This window comes from Pacificoceanicola algae (assembly GCF_049341065.1).
GTDB lineage: Bacteria > Pseudomonadota > Alphaproteobacteria > Rhodobacterales > Rhodobacteraceae > Pacificoceanicola.
Map to the genome: position 1 here is coordinate 493,839 of NZ_JBMPIX010000001.1, position 23,224 is coordinate 517,062.

The window sequence follows — 23,224 nt, forward strand, 5'->3', positions numbered from 1 at the left end:
CGCCAAGTTGGCGTCCCCATCCTAACCGCCGGGGTCTCATGGAAAGCGTTCTCAAAAACAAGACAGTCAGCGGCTGGCTGATGGTCTCGCCCCTCGCGGCGATCCTGATCTTTTTCCTTGTGCTCCCGATCATCATGATCGTCGTGGTCAGCTTTTGGCGCGCCACGGAATTCTCGATCATCCCGGCCTTTGTCTGGGAAAATTACCAGTTTCTCTTCGGCTCGGAAGTGACCTACCGGGTGTTTCTCAACACCTTCAAATACGCAGCCATCACATGGGCCCTGACGCTGAGCATTGGGTTCACGGTGGCCTATTTCCTGGCCTTCCACGTGCGTACACAGACATGGCAGATCGCGCTTTTCCTGCTGTGTACGATCCCGTTCTGGACCTCGAACATCATCCGGATGATCAGCTGGATTCCCTTTCTGGGGCGCAATGGCATCGCCAACTCGGCGCTGATCTCATGGGGTGTGGTGGATGAACCGCTTGAGTGGCTTTTGTTCAGTGATTTCGCGGTGATACTGGCCTTTGTTCACCTTTATACGCTGTTCATGGTCGTGCCGATCTTCAACACGATGATGCGCATTGACAAAAGCCTGATAGAAGCGGCGCGCGATGCCGGGGCAAATGGCGCGCAGATCCTGTGGAACGTGATCATCCCGCTGACCAAGCCGGGCATCATGATCGGCACGATCTTTGTGGTCACGCTTGTGATGGGTGATTTCATCACGGTGCGCTTCATGTCGGGCAGCCAGTCGGCCAATGTCGGGCGGCTGATCTCGAATGACATCGCCTTGCTGGCCTATCCTTCGGCCTCGGCCACCGCCGTTGTTCTGTTGCTGACGGTGCTGATCGTCATCGGCATCCTCTTGCGTTTCGTCGACATCCGGAAGGAGTTGTAACCATGGAGCCGCGGTCCCGATCCTTCTACGTTCTCGCCGGATTTTTCGGCCTGTTCCTGCTGTTCCTCTATGGGCCGACTCTGACCATTGCCTTGCTGTCCTTTCAGGGGCCGCAAGGGGGGCTGACCTTTCCGATGAACGGGGTATCGCTGCACTGGTTCCGCGATCTGTTTGAACAACAGGCGGTGGGCGACATCTGGGGCAGCTTCAGCCGCAGCCTGACGCTGGGGATCATGGTCATGGTGACGACCGTGGTAGTGTCGGTCATGGGCGGACTGGCGTTTCGAAAACGCTTTGCCGGGTCGAATGTCCTTTTCTACCTGATCATCACCTCGCTGGTGATCCCGTCGATCCTTGTGTCACTGGGGGTCGGTCTGATCTTTTCTCAGGGCGGGTTGACGGTGCATTGGGCGACCTCGGGCTTTGGCGCGCAACTGACATGGACCTTGCCCTTTGGCCTGCTGATCATGTTCGCCGTCTTCAACCGCTTTGACAAAAGCTATGAAGAGGCGGCGCGCGATCTGGGGGCGACGCCTTGGCAAACGCTGCGCCATGTGGTGCTGCCGATCATCGCGCCTTCACTGATTGGGGTCGCGCTGTTCGGCTTTACCCTGTCTTACGATGAATTCGCTCGAACGCTGCTGACGGCGGGCAGCTATAACACTCTGCCGCTTGAGATTTTCGGCATGACGACCAATGTCACATCGCCGGTTCTTTATGCGTTGGGAACGCTGACAACGGTGTTTTCGCTGGTGCTGATCGGGGTCTTTCTGGGCGTCGCCTTGCTCAGCGCGCGGCGCAAGGCAAAGGCGGGGTCGGACAAGGGCAAGGGGCTGGTATGATCGTTCTCATCAATCCCAACAGCACCGAGGCGATGACTGCGGCGATGGTGCGGATCGCCCGTGCCACCGCGCCGCACATGATCATCGAAGGGGTCACGAACGCGGGTGGACCCCCTGCAATTCAGGGGGCCGAAGATGGTGCGGCGGCGGTGCCGAGCATGCTCGACCATGTCAAACAGGCCTCGGACAAAGGCGCGCGTGCGATCATCATCGGCTGTTTCGACGACACCGGGCTGGATGAGGCGCGCGAAATCGCCGCCTGTCCGGTGCTGGGGATTGGGCAGGCGGCCTATCTTCTGGCCTGCGCTTGTGGCGGGCGGTTTTCCGTGGTCACGACTCTTTCGGTTTCGGTCCCGGTGCTTGAGGGCAACATTCATCGCTATGGGCTGGACAGGCATCTGGCCCGTGTGCGCGCCAGCGAAGTGCCGGTTCTGGCGCTGGAGAGCGATCCCGACAGCGCGACCCGCCGCGTCCTTGATGAGGTCCGGGCCGCCGAGGCGCAAGACGGGGTCACCAGTGTGGTTCTGGGCTGCGGTGGCATGGGCGACATCGCGGCCAAAGCCAGCGGGCATTCGCGGGCAATGTTGATTGACGGTGTGCGCGCCGCAACGGTCATGGCCAGCGCCTTGTGACCGGCGCGCGCCAGAGCTAGGGGGCGCTGCGCAGCGCCTCTAGGAGGTTGGGCCACAGTTGGCTGGGCCGGTTGCGCGCTTCTCCCTTGGCCCAATGGCTTGCAAGCGTCTTGTACCGAACCGGGTTGTGCATGGCGATGACCCGGGCGATCCGATCCCCTTCGATGATGCTCAAAGGGTGGTCATCCCGGGGGATTTCGGTTTGGACCAGATAGTGCGCGACCGCGCGGGTCAATACGCCCGGTCCGGTCTTGGCCCAAGCGATATCCGCGGTGCGTTCCAGCAAGGCCCGGCGCACCAGTTTGGCCGCAAAGATAAGCGCCGGGTGCCCGGGCGGGGCGGCGATGAAATTGTTGCCCAGCGTCCCGCCCAGCGGTTCGCGGTACAGCACAAGGCCGCCGGAGCCCGCCAAAAGCGCATCGAGATTGCCATAAAGCCGGTCGTCGGCGTCGGCCCAGATGCCGCCGAACTGGACAAGCAGGCACAATCGCAACAGATCGGCCTCTTCGGCGGGATTGCGGGCCATTTCAAAGGCCCGCAGCCATCTGGGGCCAAACTTGTCGCGCAGGAATGCCACCGCGCCCTTGCGGGAAAAAAGCTCATGCGAGTATCCCGGTGCGCTGGACCAGCTTTCGCTCATCTCGATCACCGCCTCTGGGGGCGAGGCGGCATCCCAATACTGGAAAATTCGCTTGGGGATTTCGGGGGACTTGGGCCATTCCGGCGCGGCGGCGCGCCATTCGTCGATCAGACGGATCGCGGGCAGGACGGAATTTGGCCGGGTGTGTCGCCAATCAGCAATGCGATCATAACCGCCCCGAGAGGCATAGTCGCTCCGCTCCAGCGCCAGTTCCAGTGTCATCATCCCGGCCAGTCCCGACCGGTGCAGCAGCCCGCCGACCTCGCCCAGCGGGTCGCCGATGCGGTCGTGGATCTGGTCGATCTGCGAAAAGTCGGCAAGGCTGAAGATCAGCTTGGCCATTGTCACGCGATGCTGCTGGGTCAACTGTTTGCCATTCCGCAACGCCGCGTAGCACTCGATCGCGCCGTCCAGATCGTTCTGCATCCCCGCGAGCATCAGGCGGTGAGCGGTCAGATTAGCCTCGGGCAGTTTCCCTTGGGCGTTCTCGATTGTCTGGCGCGCATCCTCGATCCGGCCCAGTTTCAAGGCCCAGATACAGTGAAACGACACCAGCCCCGGCGCCTGAGGCCAACGCCTTGTGCACAAACGCAGGTATCGCAGCGCAAGGTCATAGCGGCCAAGCCCGATCAACGCGGTTGCCAGCATTTGGGTTTCGTGCGGCGCCTTACCTTGCGGTTGCCTGCGGCGGAGCAATGTTGCGGCCGTGTCGAACTCCATCAGGGCCAGCGCACGCTGGCTGGCCAGTTCGATCTGCAATCGGTCGCTGACCTTGCCTTTCAGCCCCTCCACGACATCGAGCAACTGCGCTCTGTCCGTAATCGCAATCTGGGTCCTAAACAGGTATCGCTGCAAGTCTGGCGAGGTCGGGTGCTGTTTGACAGCCTCGGCCAGAAGGCTCTCTTCCTTGTCGAGAAGACCAAGCTGGCGATAGGTCCGCGCCAGCAGGAGAACGACGTCCAGCGCGCCGTCCTGAATCTGATGCAGCAGTTCCAGACCGGGCAACGCCGCCTCGGCCGGGCAGGTACTCAGCAGCTTGGCAAACCGTTCAGCAAGCTCGCGGTTGTCCGGCTCGGCCTCCAGCGCGGATTTGTAGAACGGGACAGCCTGCGCGGCCCCACCCGGCATATTCTCCAGTTCGGAAATCACCGGATCAGGGTCAAAATCTTTGGGCGCGATTGGTATATAGGCTGTCAGAGCCCGGGCAAGCCTGGCCGGTTGCCGGGCGGCTAGACGGACCTCAACATCCAGTGCATGAAAGCGCGGCAGCGTGGCGGGCGGATTGGCAGCATGGGCCAGATCAAGCGCATCGGCTGCCGCGCCGCTGTCGCCCTGCGCGTGTTTGAGTTCGGCAAGCTTGAAGGGCGGCCAGAAGTTGGCGGGGTAGGCGGCGCAGGCCAGCTTCAAGATTTGTTCGGCCTGCGCGATGTCACCCTTGCGGCGCAGCACTTCGGCCTGCAACAGCCACAGCTTGGCTGGCATGACCCGCGACAGGGCCGCGTTCAGATGGGCCTCGGCCTCGGCCAGGTCCTGCCGGTCCAGAGCATCGTCGCAGGCCTGACTGTGCGCCAGCCAGGATGGGGTCTGAGCCTCGGGGGTCGTCATGTCAGGCACATGGTCACGCGTGCGTCAGGCCGCGCCCAAGCCGCAGGCGTCGCGCTCCTCGGCGGTCAGGAAGTCCTGCACCTCGGCCGCCAGATCGTGCAGCAACGGGCCGTAGCGCTGCCACCGGGCGACGGCAGTGGAATAGATCGGTTCGCGGACCTGGGCGAAGGATGCGGTGTTAACCTGATGGGTCGATTTTGTGTGGTCGAGAATGTCATCGGTCCAGTCGAGCCCGACAAACTCCAGAATTTCGCGCATGCGGTCCTCAGGCTGCGCGACGATCCCTTCGTAGGGCACTTCGCGCACGCGGTCAGGCAACGACGCCGACCAGTGCTTTGCCATCCGGTCAAAGCCTTTGTACACCTCGCCCAAGTTCTTGAAATCCGTGCTGAAGGTCTGGTTGGGGCCAAAGTTCTGCATGTAGTTCGACAGCAGGCAATCCATCGGATGGCGGCGCATGATCAGGAACTTGGCGCGGGGCAGGGCAATCGACAGAAGCCCGACATAAAGGTAGTTCGCGGGCATCTTGTCCGAGACATAGCCCGCCCTCAGACCTTCGGCATGCAGCCCGGCGACGTAATCCTCGCCCAAACGGGCGAAATCGTCTGCGGTCAGATCTTCGGGCGGCAATTCCCCTTCAAGCGCGGCGCGCAGGTGCTGGTTCCGGCGAATTGCGGACATCGACGCGCTCAACTCGCCTCCGGCCTGCACATCCGGATGCCGCGAAAACATCTGGTCCATCAAGGTCGTGCCTGACCGCGGCATACCGCAGATAAAGATCGGCGCCATGTCCGACACGCCTTGTCCGCTGATACGTGAGATCAGTTCGGGAGTGAAGACCTCGCACATGCGTTCGACGCGCGCTTTGAACGTGTCGGGGGTGTAGGGATGCAATTCGTGACTGATCGCGTTGGCCTTGCGAAAATGCTCCATGGCCTTGGGATAATCGCCCATGTCGTCGGCGGCTTTGCCAAGGGCGAAATGCAGGGTGCTTTGCGGGTCTTTCGGCAGATCGGCCAGCCGGGCTTCGTAGCCTTGCAGCGCTTTCAACTCGGGGCTGTCGGCTTTGGTCTTGCGCATATGCACCAGTCGCGACAGGGCCACGATCCCGACGGGAGGTCTATTGGAGATCGCCAAAAGCACCTCGGCGGCCTCATCCATGCGGCCAGCGGCGGCCAGCGTATTGCCGAGGTGCAGCTTGGGTTCGGCCTCGTTCGGGGCAAGCTCGATCGCGCGGCGGGCGTGATGTTCGGCGGTCTCGTGACGCTCGCGCCGGAAGAGCGCTGCCGACAGTTGTGAATGCGCGACGGCCGATTGTGGATCAATCACCAGAGCCTTGTAAAGCACGTCGATGGCCCGGTCGAATTGATGCGTGCGCATGAAGGCCTGCGCCAGATTGAGGTGAACGTCAAAGACCCGGCTGTCGAGTTCCAGCGCTTTTTCCAAATGGCTGATGGCTTTGCCGTATTGCTTTTCCAGCACCTGCGCGGCGCCCAGATTGGCATGCGCCAAGGCAAGGTTGGGGGCAATTTCAACGGCGCGCTGGAATTTTTCCAAAGCGCCCTGAATGTCGCCATCCTGCGCAAGCAGGGTGCCGAAATCCACCAGCGCCACCGCATCGCCGGAATCGTAGGCCAGCACGGATTCCAACAAGGCCTGACCTTCCTCGCGCTGGCCCATATAGGCAAGGTTCAGCCCTTTGAGGTGGGTCAGGCGGGGATTGTCCACATGCTGCTGAAGAAGCCGGTCCAGCATGTCCCCCGCTTCCTTGTAGCGTCCAGCGGACTGGTGCTGGGAAATGCGTTGTAGGTCGGCGTTCACGGCCTCCAGGTCGGCGGCGTTTTTGGCGGCGGCGGATTTCATGTGGTCACTATCCAATTGTTGCAAAGTATCGGCCTCAACAGACCCGATCAGGCGCACTCGTCACAAAACTATTCCCACAAGATCAGACATCTGTGGGCAAGCTGCAAGTCATTATGCTTGTGTCCCGTGATCCTGGTTTCAGGCCGAGGGCGGTTTAAATTTCATCTATCGGATTCAATGGCTTATGGTGCCATCTTGCCAGTTGACATGAAAGCGGCCAGAGGCGGGGAGCCTCTGGCCGGATTGGATGTTGGCCGTGATAAACGCTGCGATCAGGCGGCGCGCTCGGACGGGCTCAGCGCCTCGGCGCGGGCGGCAAGCTGGTCTTGCACCTCTTGCGGGACAAGGCGGCTTGCGGTGATCCGCGACAGCGGCATTTCTTCGATCATCGGTGCGCCGGCGCGCTCGGCGCCGTTCACAAAGCCGCTGCGATCGGGCATGTCCAGATAGCTTTCCGCCGGGCACCCTTCGGCCATGATCAGCTCGTGGGCGTCGGTTTCGACGTGGTAATAGGTAAAGCCTTCAAGCGGCATCTTCGCGACCTTGTAGATCGTTTTGCCGTTCACCAGCGCGCTGGCGTTGTACAGCATACCGGCGATTTCGATCGCGTGGTCCGGAGAGACGAACAAGTCGCGCTCGGGGATGTTCTGGGCGATCGCGCCCGCAGAGATGCAGATCGGGTTGACCTTGGCAGGGTGCGCAATCCGCGTATCAACCGGCTGAACGCCGACCCATTTCACGGTCGTTTCCGCGCCACCTGCGGTCAGAACCTTGTCGCCCGGGCGCAGATCCTGAACGGCCACGTTGCCGGCGGGGGTCGCGATGCCGGTGTCTTCGAGATAACAGACGATGGTCGCCGTCAGGCTGTCGATTGTCAGGAAGGCAGCACCGCCCGCGCCGGCGGGAGAGAACTTGATGGCAGAAAATTCGGTGGACGTCGTGGCGTTGATCACCGTGCCGACCTGTCCGGATGTCACGGTCGTGACAAAGTTTGCACCGGTCCCTGTGGCAACAAATGTGATCTTCCAGGAACTGGACATTGTCGGCCCGAGGGTCATCGTGGCGGTCTTGCCGAAATTGGTGCTCACGGCGGTGTTCTTTACGTCCAGGGTCCAGGTGCCTGCGCCAGCGTAGTCGGTGATGGACAGCTGCCCGTCATCGCCGGCTCCACCATTGTAAAACACCGCATTGTTAAATCCTGCACCGGGGTTTGCCGTTGTGCTCAGCGTGAATGTGACACTGTTGTCCGTGAATTCGATAGCTGCACTGGGACCTGTAGTCGAAGTATTTTCAGCGATATTGTCGAATTGAAAAATTGCCATGTCTGCTCCTTCAACGCGACACCTCGGCCGCAATACTTAGATTGCCTTAACGTTAACTATTTAAATTCAGTCAGGCCAGTTTTTTTCTTCCCGAAAACCACCAATTTGGGGTTCCTCGATAGTTAATGTGACTTGCCGACCTCCAATACCTTCCGGATCCGAATCCGATTGACCTTGTATCGTCATACGATCACCTTCGCGGCGAAACAACTTTTCTTTGTGAGCATGACCATGATTGACACCGCCGACCTGTCACCACAGGACTTTCAGTCCCTCGTTGGAAAGACGTTTCTGGTGTCGGTGCCTGCGGGGCAGGTGGCGTTGAAACTGGACAACGTCAAAACCCTGTCCGAGGCGACCAAGCGAGACACGCATGTCGAGATTGACGGCAGGGTCCTGCCGCCGCGGCGAGCATTTGCGCTGGTTCTGGAAGGACCGTTCGAGCCGCTCTTGCCGCAGAAGATCTATCAGGTCGAGGTGCCGGAGCTTGGTCAGGCCGAGCTGTTCATCGTTCCGTTTCGTCAGGAACAGGGCCTGACGCTTTACGAGATCGGCTTCAGCTGAGGATCACATCTCGCGCGGGCGGATGTCCGGGCGCCACTCCAGTTCGTAATGCATCGGCAAGTCAGCGATCCTGGTAAAGTGGTGCCTTAGGTATAGCGCCAGCGCGGGGCTGTTTTTCATCACGCTCAGCCGCACAGGCACCTTGCCACCGTGAGCTTCGTTCAACAGCGAACGAAGGATGTCCGACCCGATGCCGCGCCCGCGCCATTCCGGTGCCAGCGTGAATTCAATGATGCGCAGGCAGTTGTCCTGACGGTCGACATACAGCCGCCCGATGTCAGTGCCGTCCATCTGAATAATGCAGAAAGTCGCGTTCAGATTGCTCATCCGATAGGCCATGTCCTGCGTCTTGAACTGGCGCTCGAGAAAGTCCTGCTTGTCCGCGTCGGTCCATTTGGTCAGCTCGAATTCCCATTCCCGGGTGCTGGCATAAAGACGAAAAAGAAAGTCCCGGTCACTGTCCTGGATCGATCGGAAGGTCACCTGACCTTTCGGAAAAAGTGGTTGCATCGTCGACGTCCTGAAATGGGTTCGCCGCCCCCGGAAACCGAAGGCGGCGATATGCGGGTCAAGGCAGTGGGCTCAGTTCAGCACAAGTTCGATATAGGTGCCGCCATCGCGCCGGGGAATGGCGCTCAGAAACAGGTCCGCAGATCCAATGCGCGAATGGGATACTCGGTAAACGCCCGACGTGTCGGCGATCAAAGGGCCCATGTCCGGGCTTTCGAACAAGGCGGTCACGCCTTCACGGCGAGGCAACCCTGCGGGCCGCGCCGGACCGGAGTCCAACGTTTCGAGCGCCACCAGTTTCAACACGATCGTGCCGTGGTCCTTTGTTCGGACGCGGAAGCGATCCCCTACAAAAGCGGCCAGTTCATCTGCCGTGGCTGTGGTCCAGCGCGCGGGCAAGACAGCGGATGTTTCAACAGTCGGGGCCCCGCCATGCGCCATTGCTGTCTTGGGCAGGGCGGCGAACCCCAAAAAGGCAACCTTACTCGCCAGCGCACCGCGCCGCGTCAAATTTCTCAACAGTTCCATCTGCGCTCCTTGAACTTCAGATCAGTTGCGCGATGGGAAGATGCCAAAAAGGGCAATCTGATAATTCATAACAAGATAGGGCTGCATGTTATTATGAGCCAGATTGCCGCCGACATTGCTCGATGACACTGCGGCCGCATTCATTGTTATGTCATCCGTCGGTGCTTGCGACCGGAATGCATTGGTGTTCTTTGCGATCATGTTGTTGGTGGGGTCGTCGGTGTTGCCGGCGCGGCCCTCGGCCAGAAGACGCGGGCTATGGTTGTGCGACGGGATCTCGTTCGTGGTCAGCGTGACGTTTTCCTGACCGGACTTTTGACCGATTTGACGAGGTGTCAGACCCGGGCCGGATCCTTGATGGATCGGCACACGGCCGCGCAAATCCGGCAGGCCAAAAGTTGTTCGGCCGTCGCCGCCATAAAACGTTCCGATCAGCGAAAACAACGCCGTGTTCTGGCTGATCGGCAGCAACTGCCCGTCGCACAGGGCAAAGTTGCGCTGCGCGAAATTGTACCCAACCAAGTAGACTTGCCCAATATACGGATCTGACATTTTGGCATCCTCAAAAGCATTAATGATTTGTTAAGGAATAGGGGGACGTTAGGTCATCTGTAAAGAAATGATTTGAGGCCTGTTTGGTCGATCTCGCAACCATGAGGGTAGTTGTTCGATCAGATCACAGGCATTTCGGTACAAATTGTGCTCAGGAGTCCGTGGAGCCCAATTGCCCACTCTGGTGGCCGGGGTGTGGATTGAACGGTGACCTGACCGCGATTATGCGTCCAGAATATTGTTAAATTTGAAAAAATGGCGTTTATGCAATTGGCTCTGACGGTGGGCTTATTTCGTTCCATGTTCTTGAGGTGCCACAGGCCCGCAAGATTGCAGGTACAACCAAAAGTTGATCCTTGGATGTGCGGCGCAGGCCAAATATATGTCATCTATTTCCCGAGACACATTTTGCGGCTTTGGCCCGCGCCAATGCTCAAAGCCCATCATCTCGGGTCTTGATTGTGCGCAGCACCAGATTTGTCTGAGCCGAGGCGACAGCGGGCATGCGAAACAGGAACTCTTCGAGAAACCGGTTGTAGGCATTCAGATCGCGGCACTGCACGAACAGGTGATAGTCCGATTGCCCGGTGGTGGCATAACATTCGCGCACTTCTTCCTTGGTCTGAACCGCGCGGATGAACTCGCTTAGCCGGTCAGGGTCGTGGCGGGTCAGGTGAACGTGCACAATGGCCTGAAAGCTCAGGTCCATCTTTTCGTCGTCCAGCACCACGCTGTAGTTGCGGATCACGCCCTGATCCTCCAGCGCCCGAACCCGGCGCCAGCATGACGAGGTCGACAGCCCCACGGCTTCGGCCAGATCGGCGTTGGAAATGCGGCTGTCCCGGCGCAACAAGCGCAGGATCTTTCGGTCAGTTTGGTCAAGATCTTCCATGAGGAAGGTTACCGCATGCAGTGTAAGAAATGAAACCAATTTCCGTGGATCTTGCGAAATCGGTATGGTTTTTCCGGAACCCAGCCTGGTTTGCGGAATTGAGCCAGCTCAGTCCAGCGTCCTGCGGAATCTGAGCAGTGACAACCCCGCGAGGGCCAGAACAAACCCGGCCAGCGCCATGAAAGACCCAGAGACCGTCTGCAACTCGGCCCCTTTGAGCATGACCGACCGGATCAAGCGCAGGAAATGCGTCAACGGCAGGATTTCCCCAAGATACTGCGCCCATTGCGGCATTCCGCGATATGGGAACATGAAGCCTGACAGCAGCAGCGAGGGCAGGAAGAAGAAAAAGGTCAATTGCATGGCCTGCATCTGCGTCCGCGCCACCGTGGAAATCAGATAGCCAAGGATGATCAGGGCGAGCACAAAGATGAACACCCCGCCCAAAAGCAGGGGCAGGCTGCCGACAAAGGGAATGCCGAACACCATCTTGGCCGCGACCAGAACCACCGCCACCTGCACGCCGCCCACCGCCAGATAGGGCACGATCTTGCCCAGCATGATCTCAAGCGGGGTGGCGGGCATCGACAGCAGGTTTTCCATGGTGCCGCGCTCGATCTCTCGGGTTAGGGCCATGGCCGTCATCATCACCATGGTCAGTTGCAGGATGACCCCCAGCAAGCCGGGCACGATGTTGTATTGGGTGATCCCCTCGGGGTTATAGCGCCGGTGCACAATGATCGAAGGGCCCATCGCGGCGCGGCTTGCGCTGTCCAGCCCGGCCTCGCGGCTCAGGGCATCCGCGGCCACGGTGCCCAGTGTCGAGATCGCGCCCGAGGCGACCGAAGGGTCCGTGGCGTCGGCCTCGATCAGCAGGGTCGCACGGTCGTTGCGTTCGATCCGGCGGCCAAAGTCCGACGGCACCGTCACCACAAAGGCGACATCCCCACGCGCGATCATTTCCTCGGCCTCCTGCGCTGTCGCCGCCGGGGCGATGAACCGGTAATATCCGGTCAACTCAAGCGCCGAGACCATGGCGCGGGTGAACCTGTCCTGCGTCGGGGCGACCAGTGCGGCGGGCAGGGCCTTTGGGTCGGTGTTGATCGCGAAGCCGAAGAGCATCAGTTGCAGCAGGGGAATGCCCAACATCATGCCAAAGGTCAGCCGATCACGGCGCATCTGGATGGTTTCCTTGGCCAGAAGCGCGCGCAGGCGAGTGAAGGAAAACAGCCGGGTCATTGCATGTTGTCCTGCGACGCGCCCATGAGCTGGATGAAGACATCCTCAAGGCTGGTCTCGGCATGGTCGGCCGTGACCCCGGTCTGCTTTGCGATCCGGTCCACCGAGGCGCGCAGCGCCTTGGCATCGTGCCCGACCACATGCAGCGTCTTGCCAAACGGCGCCACCTGATCGACCCCGGGCGCGTCTTTCAGCGCGCGGGCGGCCTCGGCGACATTGTCACCGGTGATCACCAATGTGGACAGGGCGGCATCGTGCACGACTTCGTCGACGGTGCCTTTGGCCACGAGTTTACCGTATGAGATATAGCCGATGCGATGGCAGCGCTCGGCTTCGTCCATGTAATGGGTCGAGACGAGCACGGTCAGACCGCCTTGGGCACGGGCATGGATTTCGTCCCAGAACTCGCGCCGGGCCTTGGGATCGACCCCGGCTGTCGGCTCATCAAGGATCAGCAGGTCTGGCCGGTGCATGATGCAGGCCGCCAGCGCCAGCCGTTGTTTCCAGCCCCCCGAGAGCGATCCGGCAAGCTGTTTGCGGCGGGTGGACAGGCCCAGATCCTCAAGCGTGTCGGCCACCACGCGCCGCGCGCCCTTCATGCCGTAAAGCCCGGCGACAAAGCGCAGGTTTTCCTCGATGGTCAGGTCTTCGTAAAAGGAGAACTTCTGGGTCATGTAACCGACCTTGCGCTTGATGCTGCGGCGATCCTTGCGGATGTCGAACCCCAGCACCTGGCCATCGCCACCGTCGGGTTCCAGCAAGCCGCACATCAGCCGGATGGTGGTCGTCTTGCCAGACCCGTTTGGCCCGAGAAAGCCCATGATCTCGCCCACCGCCACATCCATCGACACATCGTCAACCACCGTCTTGTCACCAAAACGTTTGGTCAGGTGCTGGACAGAGATCGCGGGCGCGGTCACGGGTGATCGCCGGGCAAGGCGACGTCGACGATCTGCCCCGGCTTCAGGGTCGTGCCCTGCATGGGCAGGGCCTCGATCAGGTAGACCAGCTTTTGCCGGTTCTCGAGCGAGTAGATCACCGGCGGCGTGAATTCCGGTTCCTCTGCGATATAGGTGATGCGCGCCGACAGATCGCCCTGGCAGCCATCGCAGGACACCTTCAGCGTTTCGCCGATGCTGATCCGGGAAATCGCGGTTTCCGGCACATAGAGCCGCAGTTTGACAGCGCCATCCCCAAGAACCGAGAGGATCGGCGCCGAGGGGCCTGCGATCTCGCCGTCGTTGCGGATCACGTCAAAGACCGTGACCGGCTCTGACAGGGACAGGGTGCGCTGTTCGTCAGCCCAGCGCGCCATCGAAAGCGTCGCCTTTGCCGCCGACAGTGCGGCCTGCGCCTGCGCGATGGCCTGCGGGCGGGCGGGCAGGCGCGCGACGGCCAGTTCGGCCTTGATCTCGGCGACGCGGGCGGCGGCGATCTGCGCGGCGGTTGTGGCATCGTCCCTTTGCGACTCGGTGGCTGTGCCGCGGGCGGCAAGGCTGGTGACGCGGTCGCGGGTGCGGTTTGCCTCTACCGCCTGGGCATTGGCCGAGGCAAGGTTGGCTTCGATCACTGCGATTTCTTCGGGGCGTTTGCCTTCTTGCAGGTCCGCAAGATGGGCTTGTGCCTGCGCCAGACCGGCTTCGGCCTGCGCCACGGCGATTTCGGAATCGCGCCGCTCCAATTCCACCAACAACTCGCCCGCTTCAACCCGGTCTCCGCGGGCCACGGCGACAGACTTGATTTGCGCAACGGCCACTGGCGCGACCAAAGTGAACTCACCTTCGACATAGCCGGTGGCAAAGGGACCCGGCGGCGCGCAGGAGGTGAACAAAGTGGCCGCAAAGGGCAGGGCGCAAATAACACTCATAGGCGTTGCCTTTCGATGGCGTCGCGCAGGTTCGCGATGACGATGTGCTTGATCTCGCCGGTTTGTGCGGGGCCGATCTGATCCCAGGACATGCGCCGCATCACAAAATCCGAGGCGATGCGGAAATAGACGACCTGACCGATCAGCGCGAAGACGGAAAGCTTGACCGCGTCATCTTCGGGCGTGCGGCCTGTCGCTGCCGCCCAAAGGGCGCAGAGCGCGCTGTGGCGGGGTTCAACCACCGTCTCATAGACCTGCTGGGAAATCTCGCCGGGCTCAGTGATCTCGCGCAGCATGAAGGCAACCATGTCGCGCGCCTGCGGCGAGCCGACGACAAGGTCGATAAAGGCGCTGACCAGATGTTCGATCTGCGTTTCGGCGGCCTGCGGTGTTGTCTGTACCTGCATGATCCCGGCCGTATCCAGCACCGCGCTGATGCGGTCCGCAACAGAGGTCGCGCAGGCACTGCGCAAGCCGCCTTTGCCGCCAAAATGGTAGTTGATCGAGGCAATGTTGGTTCCGGCACGCTCGGCCAGTTCGCGCGTCGAGGTTCCTTCATAACCCTGGCGGCCAAACAGATGTAATCCGGCGTCAATCAAGGCTCCGCGCGTCGTGGTCTTGGGATCATCGGTTTGCATAGGCCAGAGATTAAATCAAACGATTGATTGAATCAATATCCAAAACGCAAGCCGGCGCACAAGTCCGGCCCAAGCCGTTCAGGTCTGTACCACATAGGTGCCGGGGGCATCGCACAGGGCCGCGTAGGGGCCAAAGGCTGCGCCCAGCGGGGGCGGCGGGACAGGCTCTCCGGAATGCCGGGCCAGCCACTCCACGAAAGCGGGCCACCACGAGCCGCCTTGAACATCGGATTCGGCCAGCCATTCATCGGGGTCGCGATAGATGGCATCGACCGGCGTGTCGGCGATGCGGAAATGGCGATTGGGGTGGCCGGGTTCCGACACGATCCCGGCATTGTGCCCGCCGCTGGTCAGGACAAAAGTCATGTCGGTATCGGCAAACAGGTGCAGTTTGTAGACCGAACACCAAGGCGCCACGTGATCGTCTTCGGTTCCAACGGCAAAGATCGGTGCGCGAATATCGCCAAAGGCAATCGCCGCATTGCCCACGTGATAGCGCCCCTCGGCCAGATCGTTATTCAGGAACAGCTTGCGCAGGTATTGCGAATGCATGCGCGCGGGCATCCGCGTCGCGTCGGCGTTCCAAGCCATAAGGTCAAAGGCATCGCTGCGCTGGCCCAGCAGATAATTGCGTATCACGGGCGCCCAAATCAGATCACGGGCACGCAACAGGGCGAAGGCACCCACCATCTGATCCGAGGACAGATAGCCCTGTTCGGCCATCATATCCTCGATCAAGGTGACTTCGGAGTCGTTGATGAACAGTCGCAGCGGCCCGGCCTCGGTGAAATCAACCTGCGCGGCAAAGAAGGTGACCGTTGCAAGGCGTCTGTCCTTGTCCCGGGCCATGGCCGAAGCTGCGATCGACAGCAATGTGCCGCCAAGGCAATATCCGACAGCGTGAAGTTTGGGCGCGCTGGTGATGGCCTGAACAGCGTCGATTGCCGCCATGACGCCATCTTCGCGGTAATCCTCCATGCTCAGGTTGCGGTCGCTCTTGTCGGGGTTTTTCCACGACACCATGAAGACGGTGAACCCCTGACTGACCAGATACCGCACAAGCGAATTATGCGGAGAAAGATCGAGAATGTAGAACTTCATGATCCAGGCCGGGACGATCAGGATCGGTTCGGGGCGCACGCTGCCTGTGGTGGGCACGTACTGGATCAATTCGATCAGGTTGTTGCGGAAGACGACTTTGCCGGGGGTGATCGCCAGATTGCGACCGACTTCGAAAGGCTGCGGCCCTTCCGGTTTTGTGCCGCGTGTCTTGCGGGCGATATCCTCGGCCAGATTCTGCGCGCCCCGGACAAGGTTCTGACCCTGCTCTTTCAGTGTTGCCTCGATCACATCAGGGTTGGTCAGTGCGAAGTTGCTGGGTGCGGCGGTATCGACCATCAGGCCCGCCACAAATGCCATCAGGTTTTCATGCGCAGGGGAGACGCCGTGCACATCGGTCATGGCTTCCTGCCACCACCGGCCTGTTCGCAAGTGAGTTTGCGACAGGACATTGAAGGGGTACTTTTGCCAGTTCTGGCTGGCGAACCTGCGGTCGGACGAGGCTTCGGGTTGGCTGATGCCAAGCGCTTCGCTCCAAAAGGCCTGCACGTTCTGCAGCGCCTTCTGCATCATGTTGGCCTGCTTGCCCGGCGAAACCGCCAAGTGTACGGCCCAGTCCATCCAGGCCTCGCCCAGCACCGAAGGGGACAGACCCGAGGTTGCTTTGGCAACCCCAGCATGGGCCATCTTGTCCAGCGTTTCAAAAGGGGTCGCCGGGGCTGAGTGCGCTGGCGCCGCGCCCTTTGCCTCGGTCCGTTTGGGCGGCATGGGGGCTGTGTCCGGTGCGTTTGTGATCAGCTTGAGACGGTCCGACATGGGAACTCCTGCATTGGCGGGCACAGATCGCCCGTCCGTTAAAGGCAGGTTAGGCGATGTGCCGCAATGCGGCATTAATCTATGTCAGTGTGGCGGCGAATGGCCGATGACCGCGGCCCCAATGTTTGCCACCGAACACCGTCAGCGCGCGCCGCGTGCGGATGTGGCTCCGGTGCCAAGTTCGATGATCTCGGCGGTAATCGCTTCCTGACGGACGCGGCGCAATTCGGCCTGAAAGGTCTCAAGCTCGCGCTCGATCTGGGTTCCGGCGGAGGACATGGCCTCCATCCGGGCCTCGTTCTCGGCGGCAAAGGCGTGCAGGGCCGCCTTGCAGATCAGCGCGTGAAGGTAATTCTGGCCCAGACTGTCGATCAACGCATCAAGCGGCAGTTGTGTCATCGGAGGATCCTCGTCCACGGTCGGCAGATCCGCCAGATCAATCGGAAACAGTGTTTGCCGCCGGACAGTGGGTCTACCGGCATCCCACCAAGTATAAAGGACATCCAGGCGCTCGATGCCGCCCTTGGCCACCTGGTCAAAGATCGCCTGCGTGATCTGGTCCGCCAGTTTGGGCAGGCCGGGGGTATGTGACGGCATGGCCGCGCTCCAACCCGGCTCAAGATCGCGGGCTTTGGCGACGGAAAACCCTCGGGAGCCGATCAGAAACAGGCTCGCTGCGGCCCGATCCTCGTCAATGCTGTCCAGAACCCGTTCGCTGAAGGCCCCGGCAAAGCCCTGTTCGGCGCAGAACACAAGCAAGCCGGTTTTGCGCGGGTCTTTCTCTGCCGTGTCGCGGGCCGGGCGGTCGCCGGGGCCAATGGCGCGCGACATGGCCTGCGCGATGGTCAAGGCATAGCTGTCGACCGCCTTGACCTGTGTTCGGGCGGCGTTGGCGCGGGCGGCGGCGATGCCCTTCATCGCATTCACCACGGCCCCCAACTGCCGGATGCCCTCGATCCGAGCGCTGATATCGGCCATCCGTTCGGTCATGGCTGGTCTGTCCCCTTGGCGGGCGCGTCCTCGGCCGGGGGGGCGGACAGCGCGGTTGCGAGACCGCTGAGCGCGGCCATCAGGCTTTCGCGTGCCTCCGGGGTCAGTTTCCCGGTTTCGGACAGGGCCTGCAGGGCTTCGGGCGCGCCGTTGTCCAAGGCCGCTGGCAGTCGCATCCGAAAGGTGGTCACAGCCCGCAGCGGCAAAGGGTCCAGCAGCCCCGATTGTACCGCCAGCATAAGCGCAACCTCATCGCAAAGGCGGTAAGGCATATGCTGCGGTTGGCGCAGCGCCTCTCTGATCCGGGCGCCGCGTGTCAGTTGTTGGCGCACGCGACCTTCGGGCATGCCGCCAAAACGGGTAAAGACCTCTAGCTCCAGAAACTGAGCATAGTCCAGCCGCAGCGTGCCTGCAGACTCGCGCAGGATCGGCGCCTGCGTCTTGCCGCCGACGCGGCTGACGCTGAGCCCGACATCCACCGCCGGTTTCTGGCCCTGATGGAACAGCGGCGCATCCAGAACGATCTGACCGTCGGTGATCGAAATCAGGTTGGTCGGAATATAGGCCGAAAGATTTCCCGAGTCCGTCTCGGCAATCGGCAGGGCGGTCAATGACCCGCCACCGCGCGTCTTGGACAGCTTGGCCGCGCGTTCCAGCAGCCGCGCGTGGATATAGAACACATCGCCCGGATAGGCTTCGCGCCCCGGTGATTGCCGGGTGAGCAGCGCGATTTCGCGGTGGGTGGCGGCATGTTTCGACAGATCGTCGATCACGATCAGCGCGTGCTGACCCTTGTCGCGGAAGTATTCCGCCATGGTCATCCCGGCATAGGGCGCGATCCATTGCAGCCCCGGCGCCGAGGCGGAGCCTGCAACAATCACGATGCAGCGTGAAAAGTCGCCCTTGGCCTGCAAGGCGTCGATGGCCCGGCGCACGCTGGATGTCTTTTGCCCGACAGCGACATAGATGCAGATCATGTCGCTGCCGCGTTGTGCGATCAGCGCGTCGATGGCCAGCGTCGTCTTGCCTGTGGAATGATCGCCGACGATCAATTCGCGCTGGCCGCGGCCAAGGGCAAAAAGCGTGTCCAGAACAACAACTCCGGTCTGCACCGGCTCGGTCACCAGATCGCGTTCGATGATGGAGGGGGCGGGGCGCTCGATCGGCAGATGGGTTGTGGCCTCGATCATGCCGCCGTCATCAAGCGGGCGGCCCAGCGGGTCAACGATGCGGCCCAAAAGCGCGTCACCCACAGGCACATTGACCACTTCGCCGGTGCCAAAGACCGCATCGCCCGCCTCGACCTTGGTTGCGGCGTCCAGCAGAACGCAGCCGATGAGGTCAGGGTCCAGCACGCGGGCAAAGCCGACCTGACCGCCTTCGAAGTGCAGCACTTCGTCCAGACGCACGTCGCGCAGCCCCGAGATCATAGCCACCCCATCGCCGACCTCTTCGACGCGGCCGCGATGTTCGGTGCGCGGGCCAAGCGCGGCGCGCCCAAGGGTCAGGCGGGCAGAGGCCAGCCAGTCGGGCGCGTCAGGCCGCATCCCTGAGATCCTTCAAAATGGCGTCCAGATCGGCGTGCCAGCTGTTGTGCAGGACAAAATGCGCCGAGCGGAGTTCGATCCCGGCAATCAGCTTTGCGTCGGTGATGAAATTCAATTGGGGCGTTTCCCCAAGGGCCTTTTCCAAGGCGGCGGTGATCTTTGCCTCTTCGGCGGGTTTCAGGGCGGTGGCGCTGAGCACATCGATGCCCTCGGAGGTGCCGATAAGCGCGGTTTTGTCGGCATGCGGCAATTGCGCGATGCTCGTCAGCAGCAGATCAAGGAAGGCCGCCTGAAAGTCGTCAGTGGCCACCCGGTCCAGCAATCGGCGGGCGATTTCTACAGAGAGTTCGGCCGATTTGGCGGCGCTCGCGGCCCGGGCGGCAGCGACCTCGCGGGCCTTCACGCGCTGCGCATCGGCGATGCGGCTTTCGGCCTTGCTGCGGGCTTCGGCCATGGCGGTCTTGGTCATGGCCTCTGCTTGCGCTGCCGCCTTGGCCAGCAACGCATCGCGCTCGGCCGCCAGCCCCTCGCGGGTTTTGGTGATCTCGGCCAGCGCCGCGTCTGCCTTGGCCTGAGTCGCCTGCGCGTCTTCGATCAGGGATTTGGTCACCTTCTGGCGTTTTTCGATTGCAGCTGCGACCGGGCGCCAGAACACCCGGGCCAGCAGCCACATCAGGATCAGGACGTTGATCGCCTGAAGTCCAAGCGTCCACCAGTCAATTGTCATCGCATCACGCCAGCAACGGGTTGGCAAAGAGCAACAATAGCGCCACCACAAGACAGTAGATCGCCGTCGTCTCGATCATGGCGAGCCCGACGAACAGCGTGCGCGAAATGTCATTGGCCGCTTCAGGTTGGCGGGCAATCGCATCCATCGCGGCGGCGACCGACCGGCCTTCCGCAAGGGCCGGGCCAATGGCACCGAACGAAACTGCGAAGGTTGCGCAGACGATGCTGGCGAGGCTGAGATAGTCCATCAGGTATCCTTTTTATTTGAAACGGGCGTAGGGGGTTTGCCGTCTTCAACCGTGGCCGAGATGAAGACTGTTGCCAGAACGGCAAAGATATAGGCCTGCACCAATCCGGTCAGCAGATCGAGCGCCATCAGCGGGATCGGCACCAGCAACCCGGCAAGCGAGGCCACGATGCCGACAACAAAGACGCCGCTCATGACATTGCCGAACAGGCGGACGAACATCGAGAAGACGCGCGTGACACTGGCCAGCATGTTCAGCGGGATCATCACGGGATTGGGCGCGGCAAAGGACTTGAGATAGCCGCCAACTCCGTCGCCGCGTATGCCGAACCAGACAACCGAGAGAAAGACCAACGCGGCCAGAGCGGCATCGGTTTCCAGCTGCGCGGTGGGCGGTTCTATCCCCGGCAAAAGCGACGACCAGTTCGCCACCAGAATGAACAGGAAGAGCGTACCGATAAAACTCCGAAACGGCGCGGGGTTTGCCCCGGTGGTTTCGCGGATCTGGATGTCTATCGTATCGACGACCAGCTCCAGCGCCGCCTGTCGTTTGTTCGGGGTCATGCTCAGCTGCCGGGTCAGCGCCGCGAGGCCAAGTACCAAAATGACCATGATTGCCCAAGTGGTCAGCACTGCCTGCGTAATGGGCACCGGTCCGATGTGGAACAACGCGACAGAGTCGAGCGGAGAGTTCATGCCTTGGTCCTTTTCATCCGCCGGATCATCAAAGCGCGGGCGATAAGCATCCCGGCCAGCGCGGCCAGAAGGGCCAGACCGCTGACACGCACCGCAAGATAAAGCACCGCAACCGCCAGCGCGAAGCGCCCGGCGGTCAGGGCCAGGCCGATCCACGCGGGGCCTTTGTTTACAATCAGATTGGCCGTTTCGTGCAGTGCGCGGAAATAGACATAACCCAACAACAACCCGCTGAGGAAAAACAGCGGGATGGCGATGAATGGAGGCAGGGCAGTCATCATCATCGCGCGTTCATCCATTTCCATGCAGTCCATCCGCCAAGGCACACCCCCAGCAACATGCAAGGGGCGGTCCAGAAAATGCCGGTGCCAAGACGCGCATCCAGCCAGCGGCCAAAGAACATGCCCGCAAGGGTCGGGGTCACAAAGATCCAGCCCAGAACGCCGATTTGGGCCAGACGGCGGCCAACGGACTTATTCCCCTCGCGCAGCCAGCGGTCGCGGCGGTCGCGGCGCAGGCGGGTTTCGCGAACCAGCGGATCTTCGTCCGGCTCTTCGGGGCGCTCATCACTCATCTGAGGTACCCCGGTTTTTTGCCGGGATGCAGTCGGCTGATCATCTGCCGGATCGCGTGCAACTGAAGTCGGACGGTTTCCACATGTTCGATCCGTTCCTCCTCGGCGTCGGACTGGAACCGGGCGAGCACATCGGCATCCAACGTGGCAAGATCCTCGCCCGCCACCGCCTCGCGGGTGGCGATGTCGATGGCGGCGCCGTGGCTTATGGTCATAACGCCGCCGCGCACCGCGCAAAAGCCTTCGGTCTGGTCCCGGCGCCAACTGACGATCGAAATGGCGAGCGCCGTCAGAAAGGGCGCATGGCCGGGCAGAACGCCGAAACTGCCGCTGGCATCTTCGGCGCGCAGGCTGTCGATGTCTTCGTCCACGACGACCGAAAGCGGGGTGATGATCCGAAGCCTCATGCCGCCGCCCCGGTGTCTGAACCGCTTGCATCAGCCTCTTTCTTGCGCGCTTCGTCCAGCGTTCCGACCATGTAAAGCGAACTTTCCGCCCAAGCGTCGGTCTCACCATCCAGAATGGCCCGGCACCCGGCAAGGGTTTCCTCAAGCGGCACGCTGGCCCCCGGCGTGCCGGTAAAGGCCTCGGTCACCATGAAGGGCTGGGTCAGGAAGCGCTGCAACCGCCGGGCGCGCTTGACGATCAGACGGTCCGCGGCGCCCAGTTCCTCGACCCCCAGAAGCGAGATGATGTCGGTCAATTCGCGAAAGCGCGCCAGCGCCTGACGCACGGCCTCGGCGGTCTGGTAATGCGCCTCTCCGACGACCAATGGATCAAGCAGCATCGAGGACGAGCCAAGCGGATCAATCGCCGGATAGAACCCTTCCGAGGCCTGCGCCCGGCTTAGCACGATCACGCAGTCCATATGGCTGGAGATTGTCGTGACCGCCGGATCGGTGAAATCGTCAGCAGGCACATAGACCGCCTGAATGGCCGTCACCGCCGACCCCGCAACCGAGGCGATACGTTCCTGCAGGCCCGCGACTTCGCTGGCCAGTGTCGGCTGATACCCCACGCGCGAGGGCAGGCGGCCCAGCAGGCTGGAGACCTCGGCGCCCGCCTGAACAAAGCGAAACACGTTGTCCATCAGCAGCAGGACATTGCGGTGCTTCTGATCGCGGAAATATTCGGAAATCGTCAGCGCGGTCAGCGGCGCCCGCCAGCGCGCGCCGGGCGGCTCGTTCATCTGACCATAGACCAGCACGGTGCGCTTCAGCACGTCCGAGCCTTTCATTTCGGTCAACAGCTCGTGCCCCTCTCGGGAACGCTCGCCAACGCCTGCGAACACCGAAATGCCTTCGTATTTGTCGACCATGGCGCGGATGAGCTCCATCACCAGAACCGTTTTGCCCACGCCGGCACCGCCGAACATCGCCGCCTTGCCGCCCTGCGCCATCGGGGTCAGCAGGTCGATCACCTTGATCCCGGTCTCGAACACATCGGTGGTGCGGGTTTGCGTGCTCAGGTCGGGAGGGCGTGCGTGAATTGGTCTGCGCGGCGTGTCTTCGGGCATCGCTGGCCCGTTGTCCTGCGGATCGCCGACAACGTCCAACAGTCGCCCAAGCACCGCCTCGCCGACGGGCACGGCAACCGGCGCGCCAGTCGCGCGCACCGAAACCCCGCGCGCAAGCCCCGCAGTGGACTGAAACGCCACGGCGCGCACGGTTTCCAGATCCAAATGGCTGTGGACTTCAAGGATCAGCGGTGTCGGCCTGTCCCATTCCACAATCAGGGCGGAATTGATCGCGGGCAGGGATTCCTTGTCAAAGACGACATCCACAACCGCCCCTCTGACGGCATAGACCGTCCCCTTGGTCGCAGCACTGGCCTGCGCGTGTGTCCCTTCGGGTTTGGGCGACTGCAACTGAACACGTCCTCTGGTTCTGCCAGTGCGAATTGGCAGCTTAAGCCTGAGGTAAACCTAGAGGCGTCGACAAGTTGCGACATTGATCTGTGTCAGCGGCTGG

The 23,224-nt window shown here is 61.6% G+C and carries 25 protein-coding genes; 4 read left to right on the top strand and 21 right to left on the bottom strand.

What is annotated here, in order from left to right; all coding sequences use genetic code 11:
- The first annotated feature begins 38 nt into the window (after nucleotides 1-38).
- Genes ACOYQJ_RS02335 through ACOYQJ_RS02345 form a run of 3 tightly spaced genes read left to right on the top strand, consistent with a single transcriptional unit; the run spans nucleotide 39 to nucleotide 2,376 of the window.
- Complete coding sequence (locus ACOYQJ_RS02335) at nucleotides 39-902, top strand: ABC transporter permease (RefSeq protein WP_422904383.1); 864 nt, start codon at nucleotides 39-41, stop codon at nucleotides 900-902.
- A 2-nt stretch (nucleotides 903-904) separates the two neighbouring features.
- Nucleotides 905-1,744: an ABC transporter permease gene (locus ACOYQJ_RS02340; RefSeq protein ID WP_422904384.1), complete on the top strand. Its 840-nt coding sequence runs from the start codon at nucleotides 905-907 to the stop codon at nucleotides 1,742-1,744.
- Complete coding sequence (locus tag ACOYQJ_RS02345) at nucleotides 1,741-2,376, top strand: aspartate/glutamate racemase family protein (protein ID WP_422904385.1); 636 nt, start codon at nucleotides 1,741-1,743, stop codon at nucleotides 2,374-2,376. Before ACOYQJ_RS02340 ends, ACOYQJ_RS02345 begins: the two co-directional genes overlap by 4 nt.
- Nucleotides 2,377-2,392: 16 nt before the next feature.
- Here ACOYQJ_RS02345 and ACOYQJ_RS02350 read toward each other — a convergent pair whose 3' ends face one another.
- From ACOYQJ_RS02350 to ACOYQJ_RS02360, 3 genes are all read right to left on the bottom strand, one after another.
- Nucleotides 2,393-4,621 carry a tetratricopeptide repeat protein gene (locus ACOYQJ_RS02350; protein WP_422904386.1) on the bottom strand — a complete coding sequence of 743 codons (2,229 nt, stop codon included), beginning with the start codon at nucleotides 4,619-4,621 and terminating at the stop codon, nucleotides 2,393-2,395.
- Nucleotides 4,622-4,645: 24 nt separating this feature from the next.
- Nucleotides 4,646-6,484, bottom strand: a complete 1,839-nt coding sequence (locus ACOYQJ_RS02355; RefSeq protein ID WP_422904387.1) for a sulfotransferase — start codon at nucleotides 6,482-6,484, stop codon at nucleotides 4,646-4,648.
- Between the two features lie 272 nt (nucleotides 6,485-6,756).
- Nucleotides 6,757-7,806 carry a Hint domain-containing protein gene (locus tag ACOYQJ_RS02360; protein ID WP_422904388.1) on the bottom strand — a complete coding sequence of 350 codons (1,050 nt, stop codon included), beginning with the start codon at nucleotides 7,804-7,806 and terminating at the stop codon, nucleotides 6,757-6,759.
- A gap of 231 nt (nucleotides 7,807-8,037) precedes the next feature.
- On the opposite strand from ACOYQJ_RS02360, the gene ACOYQJ_RS02365 reads away from it, so the two are divergent.
- The gene (locus ACOYQJ_RS02365; RefSeq protein WP_422904389.1) at nucleotides 8,038-8,370 is read left to right on the top strand and encodes a DUF6916 family protein; all 333 of its coding nucleotides are present in this window, start codon (nucleotides 8,038-8,040) and stop codon (nucleotides 8,368-8,370) included.
- A gap of 3 nt (nucleotides 8,371-8,373) precedes the next feature.
- Here ACOYQJ_RS02365 and ACOYQJ_RS02370 read toward each other — a convergent pair whose 3' ends face one another.
- The 18 genes from ACOYQJ_RS02370 to atpD form a co-directional block, all read right to left on the bottom strand.
- A complete protein-coding gene (locus ACOYQJ_RS02370) occupies nucleotides 8,374-8,880 on the bottom strand; it encodes a GNAT family N-acetyltransferase (RefSeq protein WP_422904390.1) in 507 nt (168 codons plus the stop codon).
- Nucleotides 8,881-8,952: 72 nt separating this feature from the next.
- Nucleotides 8,953-9,408: a DUF6916 family protein gene (locus ACOYQJ_RS02375; RefSeq protein WP_422904391.1), complete on the bottom strand. Its 456-nt coding sequence runs from the start codon at nucleotides 9,406-9,408 to the stop codon at nucleotides 8,953-8,955.
- Nucleotides 9,409-9,429: 21 nt separating this feature from the next.
- On the bottom strand, nucleotides 9,430-9,960 hold the full coding sequence (locus ACOYQJ_RS02380; RefSeq protein WP_422904392.1) for a phage tail protein: 531 nt from the start codon (nucleotides 9,958-9,960) through the stop codon (nucleotides 9,430-9,432).
- Nucleotides 9,961-10,393: 433 nt separating this feature from the next.
- Complete coding sequence (locus tag ACOYQJ_RS02385) at nucleotides 10,394-10,852, bottom strand: Lrp/AsnC family transcriptional regulator (protein WP_422904393.1); 459 nt, start codon at nucleotides 10,850-10,852, stop codon at nucleotides 10,394-10,396.
- Between the two features lie 108 nt (nucleotides 10,853-10,960).
- Nucleotides 10,961-12,091, bottom strand: a complete 1,131-nt coding sequence (locus ACOYQJ_RS02390) for an ABC transporter permease (protein WP_422904394.1) — start codon at nucleotides 12,089-12,091, stop codon at nucleotides 10,961-10,963.
- Entirely contained in the window at nucleotides 12,088-13,011 is a 924-nt protein-coding gene (locus ACOYQJ_RS02395; protein WP_422904395.1) for an ABC transporter ATP-binding protein, read from the bottom strand. The genes ACOYQJ_RS02390 and ACOYQJ_RS02395 overlap by 4 nt, the downstream gene beginning before the upstream one ends.
- On the bottom strand, nucleotides 13,008-13,958 hold the full coding sequence (locus tag ACOYQJ_RS02400; RefSeq protein WP_422904396.1) for an HlyD family secretion protein: 951 nt from the start codon (nucleotides 13,956-13,958) through the stop codon (nucleotides 13,008-13,010). The genes ACOYQJ_RS02395 and ACOYQJ_RS02400 overlap by 4 nt, the downstream gene beginning before the upstream one ends.
- Nucleotides 13,955-14,596, bottom strand: a complete 642-nt coding sequence (locus ACOYQJ_RS02405) for a CerR family C-terminal domain-containing protein (RefSeq protein ID WP_422904397.1) — start codon at nucleotides 14,594-14,596, stop codon at nucleotides 13,955-13,957. The genes ACOYQJ_RS02400 and ACOYQJ_RS02405 overlap by 4 nt, the downstream gene beginning before the upstream one ends.
- Nucleotides 14,597-14,674: 78 nt before the next feature.
- Nucleotides 14,675-16,471 (bottom strand): PHA/PHB synthase family protein, encoded by a 1,797-nt coding sequence (locus ACOYQJ_RS02410; protein ID WP_500797219.1) that lies wholly within the window; start codon nucleotides 16,469-16,471, stop codon nucleotides 14,675-14,677.
- A gap of 141 nt (nucleotides 16,472-16,612) precedes the next feature.
- Nucleotides 16,613-17,461, bottom strand: coding sequence for a F0F1 ATP synthase subunit gamma (locus tag ACOYQJ_RS02415; RefSeq protein ID WP_422904398.1), 849 nt, complete (start codon nucleotides 17,459-17,461; stop codon nucleotides 16,613-16,615).
- Nucleotides 17,458-19,008, bottom strand: a complete 1,551-nt coding sequence (locus ACOYQJ_RS02420) for a F0F1 ATP synthase subunit alpha (protein WP_422904399.1) — start codon at nucleotides 19,006-19,008, stop codon at nucleotides 17,458-17,460. Before ACOYQJ_RS02420 ends, ACOYQJ_RS02415 begins: the two co-directional genes overlap by 4 nt.
- Nucleotides 18,998-19,735: a F0F1 ATP synthase subunit delta gene (locus ACOYQJ_RS02425; RefSeq protein WP_422904400.1), complete on the bottom strand. Its 738-nt coding sequence runs from the start codon at nucleotides 19,733-19,735 to the stop codon at nucleotides 18,998-19,000. The genes ACOYQJ_RS02420 and ACOYQJ_RS02425 overlap by 11 nt, the downstream gene beginning before the upstream one ends.
- 4 nt (nucleotides 19,736-19,739) lie before the next feature.
- Complete coding sequence (locus ACOYQJ_RS02430) at nucleotides 19,740-19,985, bottom strand: F0F1 ATP synthase subunit C (RefSeq protein ID WP_422904401.1); 246 nt, start codon at nucleotides 19,983-19,985, stop codon at nucleotides 19,740-19,742.
- Nucleotides 19,985-20,680 carry a F0F1 ATP synthase subunit A gene (locus tag ACOYQJ_RS02435; RefSeq protein ID WP_422904402.1) on the bottom strand — a complete coding sequence of 232 codons (696 nt, stop codon included), beginning with the start codon at nucleotides 20,678-20,680 and terminating at the stop codon, nucleotides 19,985-19,987. The genes ACOYQJ_RS02430 and ACOYQJ_RS02435 overlap by 1 nt, the downstream gene beginning before the upstream one ends.
- On the bottom strand, nucleotides 20,677-20,985 hold the full coding sequence (locus tag ACOYQJ_RS02440) for an N-ATPase subunit AtpR (protein WP_422904403.1): 309 nt from the start codon (nucleotides 20,983-20,985) through the stop codon (nucleotides 20,677-20,679). Before ACOYQJ_RS02440 ends, ACOYQJ_RS02435 begins: the two co-directional genes overlap by 4 nt.
- Nucleotides 20,961-21,254, bottom strand: a complete 294-nt coding sequence (locus ACOYQJ_RS02445) for an AtpZ/AtpI family protein (protein WP_422904404.1) — start codon at nucleotides 21,252-21,254, stop codon at nucleotides 20,961-20,963. The genes ACOYQJ_RS02440 and ACOYQJ_RS02445 overlap by 25 nt, the downstream gene beginning before the upstream one ends.
- Complete coding sequence (locus tag ACOYQJ_RS02450) at nucleotides 21,251-21,661, bottom strand: F0F1 ATP synthase subunit epsilon (protein ID WP_422904405.1); 411 nt, start codon at nucleotides 21,659-21,661, stop codon at nucleotides 21,251-21,253. Before ACOYQJ_RS02450 ends, ACOYQJ_RS02445 begins: the two co-directional genes overlap by 4 nt.
- Nucleotides 21,658-23,121, bottom strand: a complete 1,464-nt coding sequence (gene atpD, locus ACOYQJ_RS02455) for a F0F1 ATP synthase subunit beta (RefSeq protein WP_422904406.1) — start codon at nucleotides 23,119-23,121, stop codon at nucleotides 21,658-21,660. Before atpD ends, ACOYQJ_RS02450 begins: the two co-directional genes overlap by 4 nt.
- Nucleotides 23,122-23,224: the final 103 nt, after the last annotated feature.

Excerpts from the sequence above, each read along its gene's own strand:
- ACOYQJ_RS02335 (WP_422904383.1), top strand. The coding sequence starts at position 39 with ATGGAAAGCGTTCTCAAAAACAAGACAGTCAGCGGCTGGCTGATGGTC.
- ACOYQJ_RS02340 (WP_422904384.1), top strand. The coding sequence starts at position 905 with ATGGAGCCGCGGTCCCGATCCTTCTACGTTCTCGCCGGATTTTTCGGC.
- ACOYQJ_RS02345 (WP_422904385.1), top strand. The coding sequence starts at position 1,741 with ATGATCGTTCTCATCAATCCCAACAGCACCGAGGCGATGACTGCGGCG.
- ACOYQJ_RS02350 (WP_422904386.1), bottom strand. The coding sequence starts at position 4,621 with ATGACGACCCCCGAGGCTCAGACCCCATCCTGGCTGGCGCACAGTCAG.
- ACOYQJ_RS02355 (WP_422904387.1), bottom strand. The coding sequence starts at position 6,484 with ATGAAATCCGCCGCCGCCAAAAACGCCGCCGACCTGGAGGCCGTGAAC.
- ACOYQJ_RS02360 (WP_422904388.1), bottom strand. The coding sequence starts at position 7,806 with ATGGCAATTTTTCAATTCGACAATATCGCTGAAAATACTTCGACTACA.
- ACOYQJ_RS02365 (WP_422904389.1), top strand. The coding sequence starts at position 8,038 with ATGATTGACACCGCCGACCTGTCACCACAGGACTTTCAGTCCCTCGTT.
- ACOYQJ_RS02370 (WP_422904390.1), bottom strand. The coding sequence starts at position 8,880 with ATGCAACCACTTTTTCCGAAAGGTCAGGTGACCTTCCGATCGATCCAG.
- ACOYQJ_RS02375 (WP_422904391.1), bottom strand. The coding sequence starts at position 9,408 with ATGGAACTGTTGAGAAATTTGACGCGGCGCGGTGCGCTGGCGAGTAAG.
- ACOYQJ_RS02380 (WP_422904392.1), bottom strand. The coding sequence starts at position 9,960 with ATGTCAGATCCGTATATTGGGCAAGTCTACTTGGTTGGGTACAATTTC.
- ACOYQJ_RS02385 (WP_422904393.1), bottom strand. The coding sequence starts at position 10,852 with ATGGAAGATCTTGACCAAACTGACCGAAAGATCCTGCGCTTGTTGCGC.
- ACOYQJ_RS02390 (WP_422904394.1), bottom strand. The coding sequence starts at position 12,091 with ATGACCCGGCTGTTTTCCTTCACTCGCCTGCGCGCGCTTCTGGCCAAG.
- ACOYQJ_RS02400 (WP_422904396.1), bottom strand. The coding sequence starts at position 13,958 with ATGAGTGTTATTTGCGCCCTGCCCTTTGCGGCCACTTTGTTCACCTCC.
- ACOYQJ_RS02405 (WP_422904397.1), bottom strand. The coding sequence starts at position 14,596 with ATGCAAACCGATGATCCCAAGACCACGACGCGCGGAGCCTTGATTGAC.
- ACOYQJ_RS02410 (WP_500797219.1), bottom strand. The coding sequence starts at position 16,471 with ATGTCGGACCGTCTCAAGCTGATCACAAACGCACCGGACACAGCCCCC.
- ACOYQJ_RS02415 (WP_422904398.1), bottom strand. The coding sequence starts at position 17,461 with ATGACCGAACGGATGGCCGATATCAGCGCTCGGATCGAGGGCATCCGG.
- ACOYQJ_RS02420 (WP_422904399.1), bottom strand. The coding sequence starts at position 19,008 with ATGCGGCCTGACGCGCCCGACTGGCTGGCCTCTGCCCGCCTGACCCTT.
- ACOYQJ_RS02425 (WP_422904400.1), bottom strand. The coding sequence starts at position 19,735 with ATGACAATTGACTGGTGGACGCTTGGACTTCAGGCGATCAACGTCCTG.
- ACOYQJ_RS02430 (WP_422904401.1), bottom strand. The coding sequence starts at position 19,985 with ATGGACTATCTCAGCCTCGCCAGCATCGTCTGCGCAACCTTCGCAGTT.
- ACOYQJ_RS02435 (WP_422904402.1), bottom strand. The coding sequence starts at position 20,680 with ATGAACTCTCCGCTCGACTCTGTCGCGTTGTTCCACATCGGACCGGTG.
- ACOYQJ_RS02440 (WP_422904403.1), bottom strand. The coding sequence starts at position 20,985 with ATGGAAATGGATGAACGCGCGATGATGATGACTGCCCTGCCTCCATTC.
- ACOYQJ_RS02445 (WP_422904404.1), bottom strand. The coding sequence starts at position 21,254 with ATGAGTGATGAGCGCCCCGAAGAGCCGGACGAAGATCCGCTGGTTCGC.
- ACOYQJ_RS02450 (WP_422904405.1), bottom strand. The coding sequence starts at position 21,661 with ATGAGGCTTCGGATCATCACCCCGCTTTCGGTCGTCGTGGACGAAGAC.